The organism is Streptomyces sp. NPDC059092 (genome assembly GCF_042756365.1).
GTDB lineage: Bacteria > Actinomycetota > Actinomycetes > Streptomycetales > Streptomycetaceae > Streptomyces.
The window spans coordinates 1-17,364 of record NZ_JBHZEJ010000109.1 but is presented as its reverse complement, the minus strand read 5'-3'; the positions used below and the strand labels follow the sequence as shown (position 1 = coordinate 17,364).

The 17,364-nt window shown below is 70.1% G+C and carries 15 protein-coding genes and 1 riboswitch; of the genes, 3 read left to right on the top strand and 12 right to left on the bottom strand.

From position 1 onward, the window contains the following. Nucleotides 1-88: 88 nt before the first annotated feature. Nucleotides 89-1,657: a glutamate--cysteine ligase gene (locus tag ACFXPL_RS35615; protein WP_384927313.1), complete on the bottom strand. Its 1,569-nt coding sequence runs from the start codon at nucleotides 1,655-1,657 to the stop codon at nucleotides 89-91. A gap of 526 nt (nucleotides 1,658-2,183) precedes the next feature. Between ACFXPL_RS35615 and ACFXPL_RS35610 the strand changes: the two genes are divergently transcribed. Both ACFXPL_RS35610 and ACFXPL_RS35605 read left to right on the top strand, forming a co-directional pair. Next, on the top strand, nucleotides 2,184-2,840 hold the full coding sequence (locus ACFXPL_RS35610; RefSeq protein WP_384927312.1) for a hypothetical protein: 657 nt from the start codon (nucleotides 2,184-2,186) through the stop codon (nucleotides 2,838-2,840). 290 nt (nucleotides 2,841-3,130) lie between these two features. After that, the gene (locus ACFXPL_RS35605) at nucleotides 3,131-3,337 is read left to right on the top strand and encodes a DUF5999 family protein (protein WP_365818822.1); all 207 of its coding nucleotides are present in this window, start codon (nucleotides 3,131-3,133) and stop codon (nucleotides 3,335-3,337) included. Between the two features lie 152 nt (nucleotides 3,338-3,489). Here ACFXPL_RS35605 and gcvP read toward each other — a convergent pair whose 3' ends face one another. Continuing rightward, nucleotides 3,490-6,375: an aminomethyl-transferring glycine dehydrogenase gene (gene gcvP / locus ACFXPL_RS35600; protein WP_384927311.1), complete on the bottom strand. Its 2,886-nt coding sequence runs from the start codon at nucleotides 6,373-6,375 to the stop codon at nucleotides 3,490-3,492. Between the two features lie 184 nt (nucleotides 6,376-6,559). Further along, nucleotides 6,560-6,657: riboswitch (glycine riboswitch) on the bottom strand. Between the two features lie 113 nt (nucleotides 6,658-6,770). Here gcvP and ACFXPL_RS35595 point away from each other — a divergent pair. Continuing rightward, nucleotides 6,771-7,163 carry a PRC-barrel domain-containing protein gene (locus tag ACFXPL_RS35595; RefSeq protein ID WP_384927310.1) on the top strand — a complete coding sequence of 131 codons (393 nt, stop codon included), beginning with the start codon at nucleotides 6,771-6,773 and terminating at the stop codon, nucleotides 7,161-7,163. Here the strand turns inward: ACFXPL_RS35595 and ACFXPL_RS35590 are convergent. The 10 genes from ACFXPL_RS35590 to ACFXPL_RS35545 all read right to left on the bottom strand — a co-directional run bounded on the left by ACFXPL_RS35590 (nucleotide 7,064) and on the right by ACFXPL_RS35545 (nucleotide 17,190). Further along, nucleotides 7,064-8,614: a DNA polymerase IV gene (locus ACFXPL_RS35590; RefSeq protein WP_384927309.1), complete on the bottom strand. Its 1,551-nt coding sequence runs from the start codon at nucleotides 8,612-8,614 to the stop codon at nucleotides 7,064-7,066. The genes ACFXPL_RS35595 and ACFXPL_RS35590 overlap by 100 nt on opposite strands. Nucleotides 8,615-8,694: 80 nt before the next feature. After that, on the bottom strand, nucleotides 8,695-9,264 hold the full coding sequence (locus tag ACFXPL_RS35585; protein WP_384927308.1) for a MerR family transcriptional regulator: 570 nt from the start codon (nucleotides 9,262-9,264) through the stop codon (nucleotides 8,695-8,697). 179 nt (nucleotides 9,265-9,443) lie between these two features. Next, nucleotides 9,444-9,917, bottom strand: coding sequence for a bifunctional nuclease family protein (locus ACFXPL_RS35580; protein WP_006123076.1), 474 nt, complete (start codon nucleotides 9,915-9,917; stop codon nucleotides 9,444-9,446). 53 nt (nucleotides 9,918-9,970) lie between these two features. Then, nucleotides 9,971-10,708 (bottom strand): MerR family transcriptional regulator, encoded by a 738-nt coding sequence (locus ACFXPL_RS35575; RefSeq protein ID WP_384927307.1) that lies wholly within the window; start codon nucleotides 10,706-10,708, stop codon nucleotides 9,971-9,973. 20 nt (nucleotides 10,709-10,728) lie between these two features. Beyond that, complete coding sequence (locus tag ACFXPL_RS35570) at nucleotides 10,729-11,613, bottom strand: FHA domain-containing protein (protein ID WP_384927314.1); 885 nt, start codon at nucleotides 11,611-11,613, stop codon at nucleotides 10,729-10,731. Nucleotides 11,614-11,695: 82 nt separating this feature from the next. After that, on the bottom strand, nucleotides 11,696-12,586 hold the full coding sequence (locus tag ACFXPL_RS35565; RefSeq protein WP_384927306.1) for a DUF881 domain-containing protein: 891 nt from the start codon (nucleotides 12,584-12,586) through the stop codon (nucleotides 11,696-11,698). Between the two features lie 5 nt (nucleotides 12,587-12,591). Next, complete coding sequence (locus ACFXPL_RS35560) at nucleotides 12,592-12,924, bottom strand: small basic family protein (protein ID WP_023543062.1); 333 nt, start codon at nucleotides 12,922-12,924, stop codon at nucleotides 12,592-12,594. After that, a complete protein-coding gene (locus ACFXPL_RS35555) occupies nucleotides 12,921-13,853 on the bottom strand; it encodes a DUF881 domain-containing protein (RefSeq protein ID WP_384927305.1) in 933 nt (310 codons plus the stop codon). Before ACFXPL_RS35555 ends, ACFXPL_RS35560 begins: the two co-directional genes overlap by 4 nt. A gap of 121 nt (nucleotides 13,854-13,974) precedes the next feature. Beyond that, nucleotides 13,975-16,470 (bottom strand): sugar phosphate nucleotidyltransferase, encoded by a 2,496-nt coding sequence (locus ACFXPL_RS35550; protein ID WP_384927304.1) that lies wholly within the window; start codon nucleotides 16,468-16,470, stop codon nucleotides 13,975-13,977. Nucleotides 16,471-16,581: 111 nt separating this feature from the next. Continuing rightward, entirely contained in the window at nucleotides 16,582-17,190 is a 609-nt protein-coding gene (locus ACFXPL_RS35545; protein ID WP_384927303.1) for a CDP-alcohol phosphatidyltransferase family protein, read from the bottom strand. Nucleotides 17,191-17,364: the final 174 nt, after the last annotated feature.

Genomic DNA, 17,364 nt, shown 5'->3' with positions numbered 1-17,364 from the left:
CGTCCGCAGTGGGCCGGCGGCGCGCCGGACCGGGCCCCCGCCGCTCCTTCCCCATGGGGCTCGGGCCGTCTCGTCGCATTCCGCCGGGTCAGTCCGCCCCGCTGGCGAAGGGCCCCACGTCGGAGGTGCCGGGATCGGACCGTCCCCCGTCGGGCGGCGCCGGGAACCCCGTCGGCCAGGTGTGCACCGGCTCGCCCCGGTGCATCAGCTCGCAGTAGCGGCGGGTCGTCGCCGCGAGCGCCGCGTCCCGCTCCAGCCCGGCCTCCAGCGCCCGGTGGAAGGTCTCCACCTGCCAGGAGGCGCCGTTCACCCGCCGCTTGCACCGCTCCTCGATCACCCCGAGGTAGAAGTCCCGGTCCACCGGGTCGACCTGCCACGCGTCGAGCCCGGCCGCGGCGAGCGGCAGCAGTTCGTCACGTACGAGCTTCACCGCCGGAACGGTCGTCATCCCGCCGGTACGGCCCGGGCGCGGCCAGCGCAGTTCCGCGTCGATGCCGTGCCGGCACGCCTCCTCGAAGTTCCGGGCGGCGTCCTCGAAGGGCAGCCGGCGCCACACAGGCCGCGCGTCCTCGGCGAGCGCCCGTACGAGCCCGTAGTAGAACGCGACGTTGGCGATGACGTCGGTGACCGTGGGCCCCGCGGGCAGCACCCGGTTCTCGACCCGCAGGTGGGGGGCGCCGTCGGCGACCTCGTACACCGGCCGGTTCCAGCGGTAGACCGTGCCGTTGTGCAGCGCCAGTTCCTGGAGGTCGGGCATGCCGCCCGCGTCCAGGACCCGCATCGGGTCCTCGTCGTCGCAGATCGGCAGCAGCGGGGGGAAGTAGCGCAGGTTCTCCTCGAACAGGTCGTAGGCGGAGCTGATCCAGCGCTCACCGAACCAGGTCCTGGGGCGTACCCCCTGGGCCTTCAGCTCCGGTGGCCGGGTGTCGGTGGCCTGTTCGAAGAGCGGCGGCCTGGATTCGCGCCACAGCTCCCGGCCGAACAGGAAGGGCGCGTTGGCACCGAGTGCCACCTGTACGGACGCCACCGCCTGGGCCGCGTTCCACACGTCGGAGAACCGGTCGGGGGTGACCTGGAGGTGCAGTTGTACGGAGGTGCAGGCGGCCTCCGGGGTGATCGAGGCCGACGTGCACGTAAGCCGTTCCACGCCCTCGATGTCGAGGGTGAAATCCTCGCCGCGGGCCGCCACCATCTGATCGTTGAGGAGTGTGTAGCGGTGCACGTCGGAAAGGTTCGCGGAGACCACATCATGCTGGGTCAGGGTCGGAAGAATTCCGATCATCACGATGCCGGCGTCGACCTCGCTCGCTTTGCGATGGGCATATCCGAGGCCCGTACGCAGTTCCTCGGCGAGCTGATCGAGTACGCGCCCGCCCAGCCGGTGCGGAGCCACGTTCACTTCCATGTTGAACATTCCGAGTTCGGTCTGGAAATCTCCGCTCGCGATGCGCTTCAGTACCTCCGTATTCATCATGCGGGGCATCCCGTCGGAGCCCGCCAGATTCAGCTCGATCTCCAGGCCCATCAGGTTCTTGGGCCGGTCGAACCTCTCCTCCGCCAGTAGTCGCTCCAGCACCCTCAGGCACTGTTGGAGCTTCCTGCGGTATTTCTGCCGATCGGACAGGTCGGAACCGCCCGCTTCGACCTTCTCCCCCATCGAAGTGTCCCTCCTCGACTGGGCTTCCGGCGGCTGGGGCCGCTCGCGTCACGATCGATAATGCCCACACAGGGTGATCCGTAACGTCCCGTTCCCGGCCGACGCCCGGTAGGGTGGCGAGTCCGGCCCCCGATGCGTCCGGCACATTCACTCGGCATGACGGGCGACAGGGCGGGGAGTGGATTTTTGTTTCCGCTCCCGAACGCCCTCCGAAATCGTCGACCATTTTCAGCCGACCCCATCCGGCGAATCACCCCAGGCCAGACACCCTCTCTCCGTCATTTATCAACAGAAAGCGCGTGGGAGAAGGACTTAATAGTGCCTTGCCTGCAATATCCGGTACAGCTAGCGGAAACATGGCGTGAACACGCGTCGTATAAACTCTGCCCACGAGGCAGAGAGTCGGCGCCCGGCCGTACACGACCCGGTGGCCCACCTCTGACCCCGCACGCCGACAGCGATGTCCGCACCCGCCCACGCTCCATTTCACGCATCACCCTGTCTCCTGAATGAGAGGCAACCCACCATGCCGCTGCATGTACCCCCGGCCCCGGCGCCTGCCCTGCGCAGCGTTCTCGCGGCACTCGGTTCCCCCACCGCCGTACGCGATGGACGCACCCCCGCTCTCCAGTCCGTCCAGGGACCGCTGAGCCCCGAACTCCCGCTCCCCGTCCACACTCTCGGCGGTCTCGACCACGCCACCCAGGAGGACCGCACCAGTACACCGGGCAGCGGTGCGCCGCGGACCAGGCTGACCGGCTGGCGCTTCCTGATCCGCAGCGGCGACCGCACCGTGGCAGCCGCCGACACCATGCTCACCGCGGACGGCTGGACCTTCTCACGCTTCTTCGAGGGCCCGTACCTGTCCTCCACGGAGCGTGCGCTGCGGCAGGCCGAGAGCCTGACGACGCCCTACCAGGCCCGGCTGCTCTCCATTCCCGAGCTGTACATGCTCACACTCTGGCTGCACGGCGACACGGAGGCCGACGCCGGCGCGGGCGCGCCCGCGCCGGCCGACATCCTCGTACCGCTGGCGCCGGCGCCGCCGGGCATCGCCGCGCACCGCCCGCACCGGGTCGCCGAGTTGCTGCCGGTGATCGGACTGCGGCTCACTCCGGCCCCTCCGCTTCCCCCGGCCCCTCCGCTCACTCCGGCCCCCCCGCTGCTCCGCACCCCCGCCTGAACGCGCTCGGTACGCCTGTGCCCCGCGGCCCCCGCCGGCCGCGGGGCACTTCGCCGACCCTGCGGCGTAGTCAACTCGGGCCACTGCGAACCACCCGAAAAGAGCGCCCAGTTGGGGTGAACCGTCCGGGCGGGTGACACGTCCTTAAGCAGAAGGGAGCGCTGCCGTGAAATACCTGCGGATCCACCGCCCGCAGGGCAACACTAGGACTGGACCAGACAGATACGGGGGCGGCCGTGACCACATCGCGCCGCGGGACACTCACGACGACACAGCGAAAGAATCCACCCATGTGCCAGCACCAGCCAGCCTGTCCGACAGCCGACTCCGCCGACCGCGACGCCGCGCGGCTGATCGCGCACCACCCGGAGCAGGGCTGGAGCCTGCTGTGCAACGGCGTACTGCTCTTCGAGGACACCGGTGAGCTGCTGCCCGACGGGCAGATCATCGCTCCGCACCGGCCGCTGCGCACGGAGCAGGTGGCCACGGCGGCCTGAGCCCCGGCCGCCACCCGGCGGTCCGCGGCCGGCGAGGCGCGCGGCCGCCACCGGAAGAACGGGGGCCGGCCCGGAGACTCAACTCCGCACCGGCCCCGACGCATGTCCACGAACGTCTCGTACGCCGCGTGTCGCCACGTACGCCCCGTACGTCAGTTGTCGTACGCGTCCACCGGCGGGCACGAGCAGACCAGATTGCGGTCGCCGAACGCGCCGTCGATACGGCGGACCGGCGGCCAGTACTTGTCCGCGGCCGAGACTCCGGCCGGGAAGACCGCCTCGGCGCGGCTGTAGGCGTGCTCCCACTCCCCGCCCAGCGCGGCGGCCGTGTGCGGGGCCTGACGCAGCGGGTTGTCGTCCGCGGGCCACTCACCCGACGCGACCCGCTCTATCTCCGCGCGGATCGCGATCATCGCCTCGCAGAAGCGGTCGATCTCGTTCAGATCCTCGCTCTCGGTGGGCTCGATCATCAGCGTGCCCGCCACGGGGAACGACATCGTCGGCGCGTGGAAGCCGTAGTCGATCAGGCGCTTCGCGATGTCGTCGACGCTGACGCCGCTGGCCTTGGAGAGCGGCCGCAGGTCCACGATGCACTCGTGGGCCACCAGTCCGTTCGGACCGGTGTAGAGCACGGGGTAGTGCGGCTCCAGGCGCTTGGCGATGTAGTTGGCGGCGAGCACGGCGACCTGCGTCGCGCGCTTGAGCCCCTCGCCACCCATCAGCCGGACGTACGCCCACGAGATCGGCAGGATGCCCGCCGAGCCCCACGGCGCCGCCGAGATCGGCCCGACGCCCGTCGCAGGACCGGCGGCCGGCTGGAGCGGGTGGTTGGGCAGGTACGGGGCGAGGTGCGCCCGTACGCCGACGGGGCCGACGCCGGGGCCGCCGCCGCCGTGCGGGATGCAGAAGGTCTTGTGCAGGTTGAGGTGCGAGACGTCGGAACCGAACCGGCCCGGCTTCGCCAGCCCGACCAGCGCGTTCAGGTTGGCACCGTCGACGTACACCTGGCCGCCCGCGTCGTGCACCGCCGCGCAGATGTCGCCGATGTTCTCCTCGAACACCCCGTGCGTGGACGGGTAGGTGACCATCAGGACGGCCAGCTCCGCGCCGTGCCGCTCGATCTTGGCGTGCAGGTCCTCGACGTCGACGTCGCCGTCCTCACGGGTCTTGACGACGACGACCCGCATCCCCGCCATGACCGCGCTCGCCGCGTTCGTGCCGTGCGCGGAGGACGGGATGAGGCAGACGGTGCGCCCGGTCTCGCCGTTGGCCCGGTGGTACGCCCGGACGGCGAGCAGTCCGGCCAGCTCGCCCTGCGATCCGGCGTTGGGCTGGAGGGAGACCGCGTCGTACCCGGTGACCTCGGCGAGCCGCTCCTCCAGCTCGCGGATCAGCGTCAGATAGCCCTGCGCCTGCTCGGCCGGCGCGAAGGGGTGCAGCGCGCCGAACGCGGGCCAGGTGACCGGCTCCATCTCGGTGGTCGCGTTCAGCTTCATCGTGCAGGAGCCGAGCGGGATCATGCCGCGGTCCAGCGCGTAGTCGCGGTCGGCGAGCCGGCGCAGGTAGCGCAGCATCGCGGTCTCGGAGCGGTACTCGTGGAAGACGGGGTGCGTCAGGTAGTCGCCGGTGCGCAGCAGCGCGCCGGGCAGCGCGTCGTCGGTGGCCGCGTCCAGCGCGTCGATGTCGCCCTGGACGCCGAAGGCCGTCCACACGGCGGCGAGCTGCGCGCGGCCGGTGGTCTCGTCACAGGCCACGGAGACCTGGTCGGCGTCGACCTGGCGGAGGTTGACGCCGCCCTCACGCGCGGCGGCGACGACCTCGGCGGCCCGTCCCGGGACCCGGACGGTGAGCGTGTCGAAGAACGCGGGGTGCACGGTCCCGACCCCGCCGGCCCGCAGCCCCGCCGCGAGGACCGCCGCGTACCGGTGGGTGCGCCGCGCGATGGAGCGCAGCCCGTCGGGGCCGTGGTAGACCGCGTACATCCCGGCCATCACGGCGAGGAGCACCTGTGCGGTGCAGATGTTGCTGGTGGCCTTCTCGCGGCGGATGTGCTGCTCGCGGGTCTGGAGCGCGAGCCGGTACGCCTTGTGGCCGTCGGCGTCGACGGAGACGCCGACGAGGCGCCCCGGCAGGCTGCGCGCGAACTTCTCCCGTACGGCCATGAAGCCGGCGTGCGGTCCGCCGAAGCCCATGGGGACCCCGAAGCGCTGCGTGGTGCCGACGGCGATGTCGGCGCCCAGCTCACCGGGCGGGGTGAGGAGCGTCAGCGCGAGCAGGTCGGCGGCGACGGTGACGACCGCGCCCAGCTCGTGCGCCCGCTCGATCACGGGCCCGAGGTCCCGCACGGCCCCGGAGGCGCCCGGGTACTGGAGCAGTACGCCGAAGACGCCTCGCTCGGCGGTCTCGGCGGGGATGCCCTCACCGAGGTCCGCGACGACGACCTCGACACCGGTCGGTTCGGCGCGGGTGCGGATCACGGCGATCGTCTGCGGCAGGGTCTCGGCGTCGACCAGGAAGACACCGCCCTTGACCTTGCCGACGCGGCGGGAGAGCGCCATGGCCTCGGCGGCGGCCGTGGACTCGTCCAGCAGGGAGGCGCCGGAGGTCGGCAGCCCCGTCAGCTCGGCCACGACGGTCTGGAAGTTGAGCAGGGCCTCCAGCCGGCCCTGGGAGATCTCGGGCTGGTAGGGCGTGTACGCGGTGTACCAGGCCGGGTTCTCCATCACGTTGCGCAGGATCACCGGCGGGGTGAACGTGCCGTAGTAGCCCAGCCCGATCATGGGCGCCAGGACCTCGTTGCGATCGGCGAGGGAGCGCAGCTCGGCGAGGACCTCGGCCTCGGTCCGGGCGTCCGGGAGGTTCAGCGCCTCCGCGCTCTTGATCGCGTCGGGCACCGCGGCGGCGGTCAGCTCGTCGAGCGAGCCGTAGCCGACCTGCGCGAGCATCTTGGCCTGCGCCCCCGCGTCGGGGCCGATATGGCGCTGTTCGAAGGGGATGCCTCGCTCCAGGTGGGCGAGCGGGGTGCGGTGGGCGTTCATGTGCGGAGGCCTCCTGGTCTGCCACGACCTGCGAGGGCACCACGGCGCGGGTGCCCTGAACGGCCTCCCCCTCTGTCATCTCGACCTGAGAGCTTCACCGGTCCGCTGTAGAGCGGTCCGGCTTTCACCGTCGGTGAGGGCGGATGCCGTACGGTCCGGCGCCCGCCCTGCTTTCCAGAGTGACCTCGTCCGCGCGGTACGGGGGCCTGAGAGATTCCGGGGAGGATTTGCTCCTTCGGCGCCTCCGGTGGGCTCACCGGAGAACTCTCCCGCACGGGGTCAGCAGCCGCTTGCCAGCCTACCAGCGGGATCATCCGGACAACTTTCGAGTGGCCGTCGCCCCGGTTCTGCACTTTTGTAGTGCTTACGAGCAGTTGCGACCCGCTGGAGGGACCGTGGAGACCGATATCGATCCGCGCAGCCTGATAGGACGCAAGGCGTACGACCGTGAGGGGCGCAAGCTCGGCACGGTCGACGAGGTCTATCTCGACGATGCCACCGGCACCCCCGAATGGGCCGCCGTCCGCACCGGGCTCTTCAGCCGTGACGCGTTCGTCCCCCTCGCCCCCAGCACCCTGGTGGCGGAGGGGCTGCGGGTGCCGTTCGAGCGCGCGCTGATCAAGGACGCCCCCGATTTCGGTGTCGGCCGCCATCTCTCCCCCGAGCAGGAGCTTCAGCTCTACCACCACTACGGCCTCGCCCTCCCGGACCCGCCGGAGGACCCCGCGGCCCTCTCGGAACGGGACTCGGAGCGGAACTTCGGGCGGCTGGCGGGCCAGGACGACTGACGCGGCTGCCCCGTCTCCGGCACCAGGGGCAGTGGCTCCGAGAGTTCCAGATCGGGATCGTCGGCCCAGAACGTCCGCACCCACCCCGGTGCGGACCCGGGCTCCTCGAACCGTACGGTGACTCTCCGCAGCCCGCTGCCCTGCACCCAGCCGGGGCCGAACTCGGCATGGCGCACATCGTGCCCGGCCGGAAACCGCCGCTCCTCGGGCGGCTCGGAATCCCCGGAAGGCACAGGCGCGGGCATCGCGCCCTCTTCCACGGCCGCCACCCCGTCCTCCGGTGGTGCGTGCCCCTCCCCCGCACCGCGAGACGCCGCGGCGTCTCCCCGCCCCGCCTCACCGGGCGGGGCGGCGTGCTCCGCCGCCTCCCGTTCCCGGGCGGCGGCCTGCGCGAAGAGATCCTCCTGCGTGAAGTCGGCGAGCCCGGTCACCCCCACCCCGAGCAGCCGTACGCCGCCTGTGGTGTCCACGGACTCCAGAAGGCGCCCCGCGGCCTCCCGCACCACTCCCAGGTCGTCCGTGGGTCCTCTGAGCGTCTCCGAGCGGGTCAGTGTGGAGAAGTCGTACCTGCGCACCTTGAGGACCACGGTCCGGCCGGAGTGCCCGGACGCCCTCAGCCGCCGCACGCACCGCTCCGCCAGCCGGTCCACCTCCGTACGCACCCGCGCCCGGTCGTGGAGGTCGGTGTCGAAGGTGTCCTCGACCGACACGGACTTGGCCTCGCGCTCGGACACCACCGGCCGGTCGTCGTGCCCCCGCGCCATCCGGTACAGCGACGTGCCGTGGGCCCTGCCCAGCAGCCGTACCAGCTCGTCCTCGCCCGCCTCGGCCAGATCGGAGACCGTCGTCATACCGGCCCGGCGCAGATGCTCGCCCGTCGCGGGCCCCACCCCGGGCAGGGTCCGTACGGTCATGGGCCCCAGCAGCTCGCGCTCCGTACCGGGCTCTATCAGGACCAGCCCGTCCGGCTTGGCCTGCTCGGAGCCGATCTTCGCCAGCATCTTGGAGCCGGCGAGCCCCACCGAGCCGCTGAGCCCGGTCAGCTCCCTGATGTCCTGGCGCAGCCGCTCCCCCGCGGCCACCGCCGAGGCCGTGTCATGGGCCGAGCCGCCCGCCTCCAGGTCCACGAACGCCTCGTCCAGGCTGAGCGGCTCCACCAGCGGCGAGAGCGTGCCCAGCAGTCCCATCACCTGCTCGCTGACCGCGCGGTAGAGCGCGAAGCGCGGCACGAGATACGCCGCGTTCGGCGCGAGGCGTCTCGCCTGGGCCATCGGCATCGCGGAGTGCACCCCGAACCGCCGCGCCTCGTACGACGCCGTCGAGACCACCCCGCGCGGGCCGAGACCGCCGACGACCACCGGTTTTCCGCGCAGACTCGGCTTCGCCGCCTGCTCTGCCGCGGCGAAGAAGGCATCCATGTCCAGGTGCAGGACGGTCGGTGCGGTTCTCACACCACTGATGCTGCCTCACGCCACTGACAATCGGCCCGGGACGCAGCCGCGCGTGGGCCGGCCGGGCGGGAAGGGCCCGGTCAGACGGCCCGGTCGCGGCGCCGTCGCGCCAGTTCGTCGGCGGGGTTGTTGCCGATCAGTGTCTCGCCGGTGTCGATCCGCTCCCCGTGGAGCTGGGACAGCGCGGACTCGACGTCCCGCCACACCACGCCGACCGCGATCCCGAACACTCCCTGGCCGCCCTGGAGCAGGCTCACCACCTCGTCGGGCGAGGAGCACTCGTGGACGGTGGCCCCGTCGCTCATCAGCGTCATACGGTCCAGGTCACGGAAGCCGCGGTCCCTGAGGTGCTGGACCGCCGCCCGGATGTTCTGGAGCGCGACCCCGGTGTCCAGGAACCGCTTCACGATCTTGAGGACGACCACGTCCCGGAAGCTGTAGAGCCGCTGCGTGCCCGACCCGTAGGCGGGCCGCACACTCGGCTCGACCAGCCCCGTACGTGCCCAGTAGTCCAACTGGCGGTACGTGATGCCCGCCGCCGCACACGCGGTGGGACCCCGGTATCCGACCGTCTCCGCTCCGAGGCCGGGCGCGCTGCTGTGGAGCGGATACGGACCGCCCGCCGCCGTACCGTCGCCACTGCTTCTCACGCCGACCCTCCGTCCTTGACCTGCCCTGTCGAAGGTAGGCAGTCACCCGGGGTGCGTCAACGATCGCCACACTCGCCACGCCGAGTGATAATCACCCTGAGAGTGGTTTGCCGTGTCCCATTTCGGGGAAAGGCTGGCCGAATGCGCTGACGGGGACCGGCGCGGCGCTCACCGGCCGCTCACTGACTGTTGGTCCCGAAGTCCTCCGGAGAGATCTGGTCGAGGAATTCGCGGAACTTCTCCACCTCGTCCTCCTGCTCGTCCGGGATGGCGATGCCGGCATCGTCCAGAACCCCGTCACTGCCGTAGATCGGCGTACCCGTGCGCAGAGCGAGCGCTATGGCATCGCTCGGCCTCGCGCTCACCTCGACCCCGCTCGCGAAGACCAGCTCCGCGTAGAAGACCCCTTCACGCAGGTCCGTGATCCGGACCTCGGTGAGCTCCTGGCCCACCGCTTCCAGCACGTCCTTGAAGAGATCATGGGTCAGCGGCCGGGCCGGGGCCATGCCCTGCTGGGCGAAGGCAATGGCGGTCGCCTCCCCCGGTCCGATCCAAATGGGGAGGTACCGGTCGCCTCCCACTTCACGCAGGAGCACGATCGGTTGGTTGGAGGGCATTTCCACCCGGACACCCACAACGTCGAGCTCGTTCACACAGCAACCCTAGGACGTGCCCGGCAGGTTTGGGTAGTCGGACTCCCCCGTGATCAGTGCGGACCCGGCCCGAGAGCCGTACGGAGCAGGGCCGCGTGAAGCTGCGCACAGAGCGCCGACAGCTCCTTCGTGGTCGCCTCCGCATGCGCTCTGGTCTGCGGATTACGGTGCAGCCGCAGCGGGGCCACGACCTGCTCGACCAGTCCCGCGTCGCGCTCGGCCGCCGCTTTCATGGCCCGCAGATGCCGCGGTTCCAGGCCGAATCTGCCCAGATCCGAGACAAGTTTCGCGACCGTCACCGACTCCGCGTCGTAGCCGCCGTCCGGCATCGGGGCGACCAGGCCGTACGCCTCCCACTCGGCGAGCGCGTGCCCGTCTGCCTCGGCGGCCGCCAGCAGCTCCTCACGGCCGATCCGCGCCGCGGTCGGAAGATCGGACTCCGCGTGCTCCCGCGCGCCCGGAAGCGCCCGCCGGGAGCCGGGAGGAGGCACGTCCTCGCCGCGCTCCAGGGCGTCCAGGTGTCCCTTGATGACTTTCAGCGGCAGATAGTGGTCCCGCTGCATCCGCAGGACACGAGCGAGCCGCTGAACGTCCTCCACACTGAACTTCCGGTACCCGGAAGGGGTCCGGCAGGGCTCGACGAGCCCCTCGGCCTCCAGAAACCGGATCTTGGAGATGGAGACCTCGGGAAACTCGTCCCGCAGCCTGCCCAGGACCGCGCCGATACTCATCAGCGGGTCGCCGGTGGGGGCGGTGCCGTGTCCGGCACCGCCCATGGATGTACGCGGCATGGACCTTCCTCAGCGGCCTGTCAGACGCCCCGCTGGCTCGCGTAGAAGACCAGCCGGTACTTCCCGATCTGGACCTCGTCACCGTTCGCCAGCAGGACCGAGTCGATCCGCTCACGATTGACGTACGTACCGTTCAGACTGCCGACGTCCGAGACCGTGAAGTGACCGTCGCCGCCCCTGCGGAACTCCACGTGGCGACGCGACACGGTCACGTCGTCCAGGAAGATGTCACTCTCCGGATGACGGCCGGCCGTGGTCAGCTCGCCGTCCAGCAGGAAGCGGCTGCCCGAGTTAGGACCGCGCCGCACCACCAGGAGCGCCGAGCCGAGCGGCAGGGCGTCGACGGCGGCCTGCGCTTCTGGCGTGAGCGAAGGAAGCGACGTCTGGCCCGTCACCTCGGAGTCGTACGCCTCAAGACCCGAGATCGAGATCGTCGAGGTCGTCTCGGAAGCGCGCTCCGGCGGCACTCCGCCCCGCAGCGGCGCCCCGCAGTTGGAGCAGAACCGGCTGGCCTCGGCATTGCGGTGCCCGCACCTCGTACAAACCGGCAAGGCCGCCATAGAGGGATCCTCCTGCCGCGACGGCCCCTGGGGGGCCGATGAATCCCCGAAACCTATGCGGCCGGGACCGGCAGGGTCAACAGACGACGCGCCGGTGGCCTCGCCGCCCACCTGGTCACGGAAGAGCGGACGTTCGCCGCCCTGCTCCTCGCTCCCGCCACGCGCTGCGCGATGGCGGGAGCGCCCCCCGCCGTCCTCGCGTGCGCTCTTGCCGAACAACTTCCCAAACAACTTCACGGGCGATTCCCCTTGACCGAAACAGACCCGCCCGTGGGGCAGGACGAACCCTGAATGAACACACCTGCCGACCCGGACACTTTGACAACGTCCGTAACCACCGGACAGTTTCCACCACTCGCCGCACTCTTCGTGCGCCGACCCCCCGCAACCTCATGCCCCCGTAGGACAGCTCGCATGCGCCCCCGCCTCACTGTGATGACGACCGAGCGTAGTCAGGCCGCTTCGCGGGTCGCAAGGCATTCACAATGATCTTCTCAGGCCGTGCCACCGTGGCTGTGGCCTGCTCCTTCTCCAGCGTCTGGACCACCCCGCCCGGAATGTTCAGGGCGGGCTCCAGATCCTGCGGCTTACCGATGACCTTGAAGACGTACGGCGAGGACACCGCCTTGCCGTCCACCCGTACCTCACCTCCGGCACCCGAGAAGTACGTATCGGCGACGACACGGACATCGTTGATCTGAATGGCCTCCGCGCCGGCCGCCCGCAGCTCCTGGAGGGCGTCGAGCAGCATGTCCGGCTCGACCGTCCCGCTGATGTCCCTGATCGTCAGCGTGATGCCGGGCCCCTCGGCGGCGACCGTACCGGCCAGGATACCGAGCTGCTGCTCCTTCTCCTTGGTCTGCTTACGGGCCTCCTCCGCCTGGTCCGAGCTGGTCTCCAGTTCGGTGCGCTGGGCGTCCAGACGCTGCTTCTCGTCCTCCAGCCGCTGCGTCCGGTTGTCCAACTCGTCCAGGATCCGCACCAGGTCCTCCTGGCGGGCGCCCCGCAGCGCGCTGTCGTCGTTGTTCGACCTGACCTGGATGGCGAGTCCGAGCCCGAGCCCGAACAGCAGGACGGCGACGATGAGCTGCGCCCGGGTCACCCGGGGCGGCCACAGCCCCGCCGCCAACCGCTGGCGGCCGGTGAGCTGTTGGGCCCCGGACGGCCCCGGGGCGTCCCCGGCGGCGCCCTCCGACGCCGCGCCGGACCCGGGGGGCCCCTTCGCGGCGGCGGAGGCATCCTCGGCGCCCTGGGGCTGCTCGGGCCGCTCGGGCTTCTGGGGGTCCTGCGGCTCCTGGGGGTTCTCTCCGCTGTTCATCGGCGTCACGCCCGGAACACGTGCCGGCGGATGGCGGCAGCGTTGGAGAAGATCCGGATACCGAAGACGACGACCACACCGGTGGACAACTGCGCGCCCACGCCCAGCTTGTCTCCGAGGAAGACGATCAGCGCGGCGACCACCACGTTCGACAGGAAGGAGACCACGAACACCTTGTCGACGAAGATCCCGTCGAGCATGGCGCGCAGCCCTCCGAAGACCGCGTCCAGAGCGGCGACGACGGCGATCGGGAGATAAGGCTCGACCACAGCGGGCACCTCGGGCCGGACCAACAGTCCGACCACCACTCCCACGACGAGGCCCAGTACGGCGATCACGATGTGCCCTTCTCCCTGCCGGCCGCGTCCTGCCCGTTGCCCTTCCCGGCGTCGGCGGTCTCCGGCTCTGCTGTACGTACGATCAGGCTGGGCGCGGCGGGAAGGCGCACGTCCCGCTGGTCCGAAATGCTGGTGCGGATGCCGAAGTTCTCCTGCAAGGAATGCAGATACTGGCCATCGGCGCTGTCCTGGAACGCGGTGCTCAGCTTCTTTCCGTCCCCCACCGCGAGCACCGTGTACGGCGGCACGAGTGGCCTGTTGTCGACCAGTATGGCGTCCCCGGCGGCCCGGATCGCCGACAGCGAGGTCAGCCGCTGGTCGTTGATGGCGATCGCCTCGGCGCCCGACTCCCACAGGCCGTTGACGACCCGTTGCATGTCGCGGTCGCGTACCCGGCCCGTGTCGGAGAAACCGCTGCTCTCCCGGGGACCGCCGCCGCCACCCGACGAGGCGTCCTTGGCGTCGTCGACGACCAGTTTCACGCCGGGCCCCCTTACCGGGGTCGCACCGGCCAGCAGGGCCACCAGTTCGCCCTGGCCACCGACCTGGGTCCGCAGGGCGGCACGCTGGCGGTCGCCGACCTCCTTGCGGAGTTTCTCGACCGTGCTCTCCAGCCCGTCGGCGGTCGACGTCTCCGTGTGGATGCGGTCGATCAGTTCCTCGCGCTCCTTCGCCACCACCGGGGCCGAGATACGCGCCTGGGCGGCACCGACCGTGACCACGAGAGCGGCCAGCACCAGCCCCGCGGCCAGGCCCAGTTTGGCCTTGAGGGTGCGCGGCAGCCCGCCGTCCTCCGCGTCCCTGCGGGCCGCCGCCTCCGCGTACCCCTCGTCGAGGCTGTGGTCCATCACACTGTTCAGCAGCGACATCGACGCGTCCGGACGCGGGGGCGGAGAAGTGGCGCTCCGGATGGGGGGCTGCTGCGACATGCCGCACATCGTCGCACGTCGCGACCGCTACCGCCGAATGGCCCCACCGACGCGCCGGACGGCGTCCACGGACGCCGTCCGGCCCGCTTCCGGGACGCCTGCGAAGCGTCCCGGACCGCCCTTAATGACCTGCGCTGTCCACCACGGACGACCACTCGTCGAGCAGTGCCTGCGCCGACGCGTCGTCAGGACCCTCCGCCCACAGATGGGTGACGGCCTCGGACGGGTCGGGCAGCACCATCACCCAGCGTCCGTCGGTCTCCACGACCCGCACCCCGTCGGTGGTGTCCACCTGCCGCTCGCCGGCCGCCTCCACGACGCTGCGCATGACCAGGCCCTTGACGGCCCACGGGGTCGCCAGGTCCCGGCGCAGGACGTGAGCACGCGGGATACGGGCGTCGATCTGGCTCAGGGTGAGCTGCGTACGGGCCACCAGCCCGATGAGCCGCACGAAGGCCGCCGTACCGTCGAGGAGGCTGCTGAACTCCGGCACGATGAAGGCGCCACGGCCGTCCCCGCCGAAGATCGTGGTGTCCTCACGGCCCACCCGGGTCAGATCGTCGGGCGAGGTCGTCGTCCACTCCACCTGCGTGCCGTGGTACGCGGCGACCTGCTCGGCGATCCTCGTCGTGGTCACGGGGAGCGCCACCCGCCCGCTGCGCCGCTCCGCGGCGACCAGGTCGAGCATGACCAGCAGGGCCCGGTCGTCCTCGATGATCCGGCCGCGCTCGTCCACCAGGGACAGCCGCTCGCCGACGGGGTCGAACCGTACGCCGAACGCGGCGCGCGCCGAAGCCACGATCTCGCCGAGCCTGACCAGTCCCGAGCGGCGCGATTCGGCGGTTTCCGTGGGCCGGGCCTCGTCGAGCCCCGGGTTGATCGTCAGGGCGTCGACGCCGAGCCGGCCGAGCAGGCTGGGCAGGACGAGCCCGGCGCTGCCGTTGGAGGCGTCGACGACGACCTTCAGCCCGGCCTCGGAGATCCCGGTGGTGTCGACGTTGCGGAGCAGGGAGCCGGTGTACGAGTCGAAGACGCTGGCGGGGAAGTGCAGGTCCCCGATCTCACCGGGGAACGCGCGGCGGTACTCCTGGCGGGCGTACACCCGGTCGAGCTTCCGCTGCCCCGCCTGGGAGAGATCGGCGCCCCGCTCGTCGAAGAACATGATGTCGACGGAGTCGGGCACCCCCGGCGACGTCCGGATCATGATGCCGCCCGCGCTGCCCCGGCCGGTCTGCTGCCGGGCGACGGGCAGCGGCACGTTCTCCAGGTCCCGTACGTCGATGGCGCTGGACTGGAGTGAGGAGATCACGGCGCGCTTGAGGGCGCGGGCACCACGCGAATGGTCACGCGCCGTAGTGACGGTGGAGCCCTTCTTCAGCGTGGTCGCGTAGGCGCCGGCCAGCCGGACCGCGACTTCTGGCGTGATCTCGACGTTCAGGATGCCCGAAACACCGCGGGCGCCGAAGAGATTCGCCTGTCCGCGGGATTCCCAGATGACCGAGGTGTTGACGAACGCGCCGGCCTCGATGGTCTTGAACGGGTAGACCCGCACGTTGCCCTGGATGATCGATTCCTCACCGACCAGGCACTCGTCGCCGATGACCGCGCCGTCCTCGATGCGGGAGGCCCGCATGATGTCGGTGTTCTTGCCGATCACGCAGCCGCGCAGATTGCTGTGCTGGCCGATGTAGACGTTGTCGTGGACGACGGCCTTGTGGAGGAACGCCCCGGTCTTGACGACCACGTTGGAGCCGATGACGGTGTGCTCGCGCAGCTCGACATCGGCTTCGACCTTGGCGTAGTCCCCGATGTACAGCGGACCGCGGAGCACGGCGTCGGGGTGGACCTCGGCGCCTTCGGCGACCCAGACGCCCGGGGAGATCTCGAAGCCGTCGATGTCGACGTCGACCTTGCCTTCGAGTACGTCGGCCTGAGCCTTGACGTAGCTCTCGTGCGTGCCGACGTCCTCCCAGTAGCCCTCGGCGATATAGCCGTAGATCGGCTTGCCGTCCTTCATGAGCTGAGGGAAGACGTCGCCGGACCAGTCCACCGACACATCGGCCTCGACGTAGTCGAAGACCTCGGGCTCCATGACATAGATGCCCGTGTTCACGGTGTCGGAGAAGACCTGTCCCCAGGTGGGCTTCTCCAGGAAGCGCTCCACCTTTCCTTCTTCGTCCACGATCGTGATACCGAATTCCAGCGGATTCGGTACCCGGGTCAGGCACACGGTCACGAGTGCGCCTTTCTCCTTGTGGAAGGAGATGAGGTCTGTCAGATCGAAGTCGGTGAGGGCGTCACCGGAAATGACGAGAAACGCGTCGTCCTTCAGCGCCTCCTCGGCGTTCTTCACGCTCCCCGCGGTGCCGAGCGGCTTCTCCTCGTTCGCATAGCTGAGCTCCATGCCCAGCTCTTCACCGTCGCCGAAGTAGTTCTTGACGAGGGAGGCGAGGAATTGCACGGTGACGACGGTCTCGCTGAGCCCATGGCGCTTGAGCAGCCGCAGCACATGCTCCATGATCGGCCGGTTCACGACCGGCAGGAGCGGCTTGGGCATGCTTGAGGTCATGGGTCGAAGTCGAGTACCTTCGCCACCTGCCATCACGACGGCCTTCATGTCGGAAGCGTCCTCCTTGAAGAGACGGTCTCGCCGACTTCACCCGTCTGGAACGAGGCCGCATGGCGTCAGGCGTGGGCCGGCGACATTGCACGGCACCACTCGACGAGCTCAATCGGCCGCGTTGTCCGCCTTGACGAGCCGGCGGACCTGGACCACATACAGGACTCCTGCCCACCAATACAGCGTTGTACCCCATCCTGCGAACGCCCATCCGAAAACTTCGGCGAGTGACGCAAGCCATCCACTTCCGTCACTGAGCAACAGGAGCGGGAAGGCGTACATCAAGTTGAAGGTAGCTGCCTTCCCGAGGAAGTTCACCTGGGGAGGCGGGTAACCGTGCCTGCGGAGGATCCACACCATCACCAGAAGCATCAGCTCACGGGCCAATAGAGCGGCAGTGAGCCACAGTGGCAGAATCTCGCGCCACGTGAGGCCAACCAGGGTGGAAAGGATGTACAGCCGGTCCGCAGCGGGGTCGAGGAGTCGCCCGAGGCTGCTGATCTGGTTCCAGCGGCGGGCGAGTTTCCCGTCGAGGTAGTCGCTGACGCCGCTCAGCATCAGCACCAGCAGGGCCCAGCCGTCGCTGTTGGGGCCGCCGAACTCGGGGCGGAGGATCAGCCACAGGAAGAGCGGTACGCCGACGAGGCGAGCCATGCTGAGGATGTTGGGGATGGTGAGCACCCGGTCCGTCTGGACGCGGGTCTCCTGGACCTCCACCCGGGGGCCTCCTGTGTGGAATGAGCCAACGATGCCTCCTGACCTTACCCTCAGGGCAGGCCGGCGCCTGCAAGGGGGCCCGGAACGCAGAAATGCCCCGCACCAGAAGGTGCGGGGCATTCCCACAATAATTGTTCGGCGGCGTCCTACTCTCCCACAGGGTCCCCCCTGCAG

Excerpts from the sequence above, each read along its gene's own strand:
- ACFXPL_RS35615 (WP_384927313.1), bottom strand. The coding sequence starts at position 1,657 with ATGGGGGAGAAGGTCGAAGCGGGCGGTTCCGACCTGTCCGATCGGCAG.
- ACFXPL_RS35555 (WP_384927305.1), bottom strand. The coding sequence starts at position 13,853 with ATGTCGCAGCAGCCCCCCATCCGGAGCGCCACTTCTCCGCCCCCGCGT.
- ACFXPL_RS35610 (WP_384927312.1), top strand. The coding sequence starts at position 2,184 with ATGCCGCTGCATGTACCCCCGGCCCCGGCGCCTGCCCTGCGCAGCGTT.
- ACFXPL_RS35605 (WP_365818822.1), top strand. The coding sequence starts at position 3,131 with ATGTGCCAGCACCAGCCAGCCTGTCCGACAGCCGACTCCGCCGACCGC.
- ACFXPL_RS35575 (WP_384927307.1), bottom strand. The coding sequence starts at position 10,708 with ATGCCGCGTACATCCATGGGCGGTGCCGGACACGGCACCGCCCCCACC.
- ACFXPL_RS35565 (WP_384927306.1), bottom strand. The coding sequence starts at position 12,586 with ATGAACAGCGGAGAGAACCCCCAGGAGCCGCAGGACCCCCAGAAGCCC.
- gcvP (WP_384927311.1), bottom strand. The coding sequence starts at position 6,375 with ATGAACGCCCACCGCACCCCGCTCGCCCACCTGGAGCGAGGCATCCCC.
- ACFXPL_RS35550 (WP_384927304.1), bottom strand. The coding sequence starts at position 16,470 with ATGAAGGCCGTCGTGATGGCAGGTGGCGAAGGTACTCGACTTCGACCC.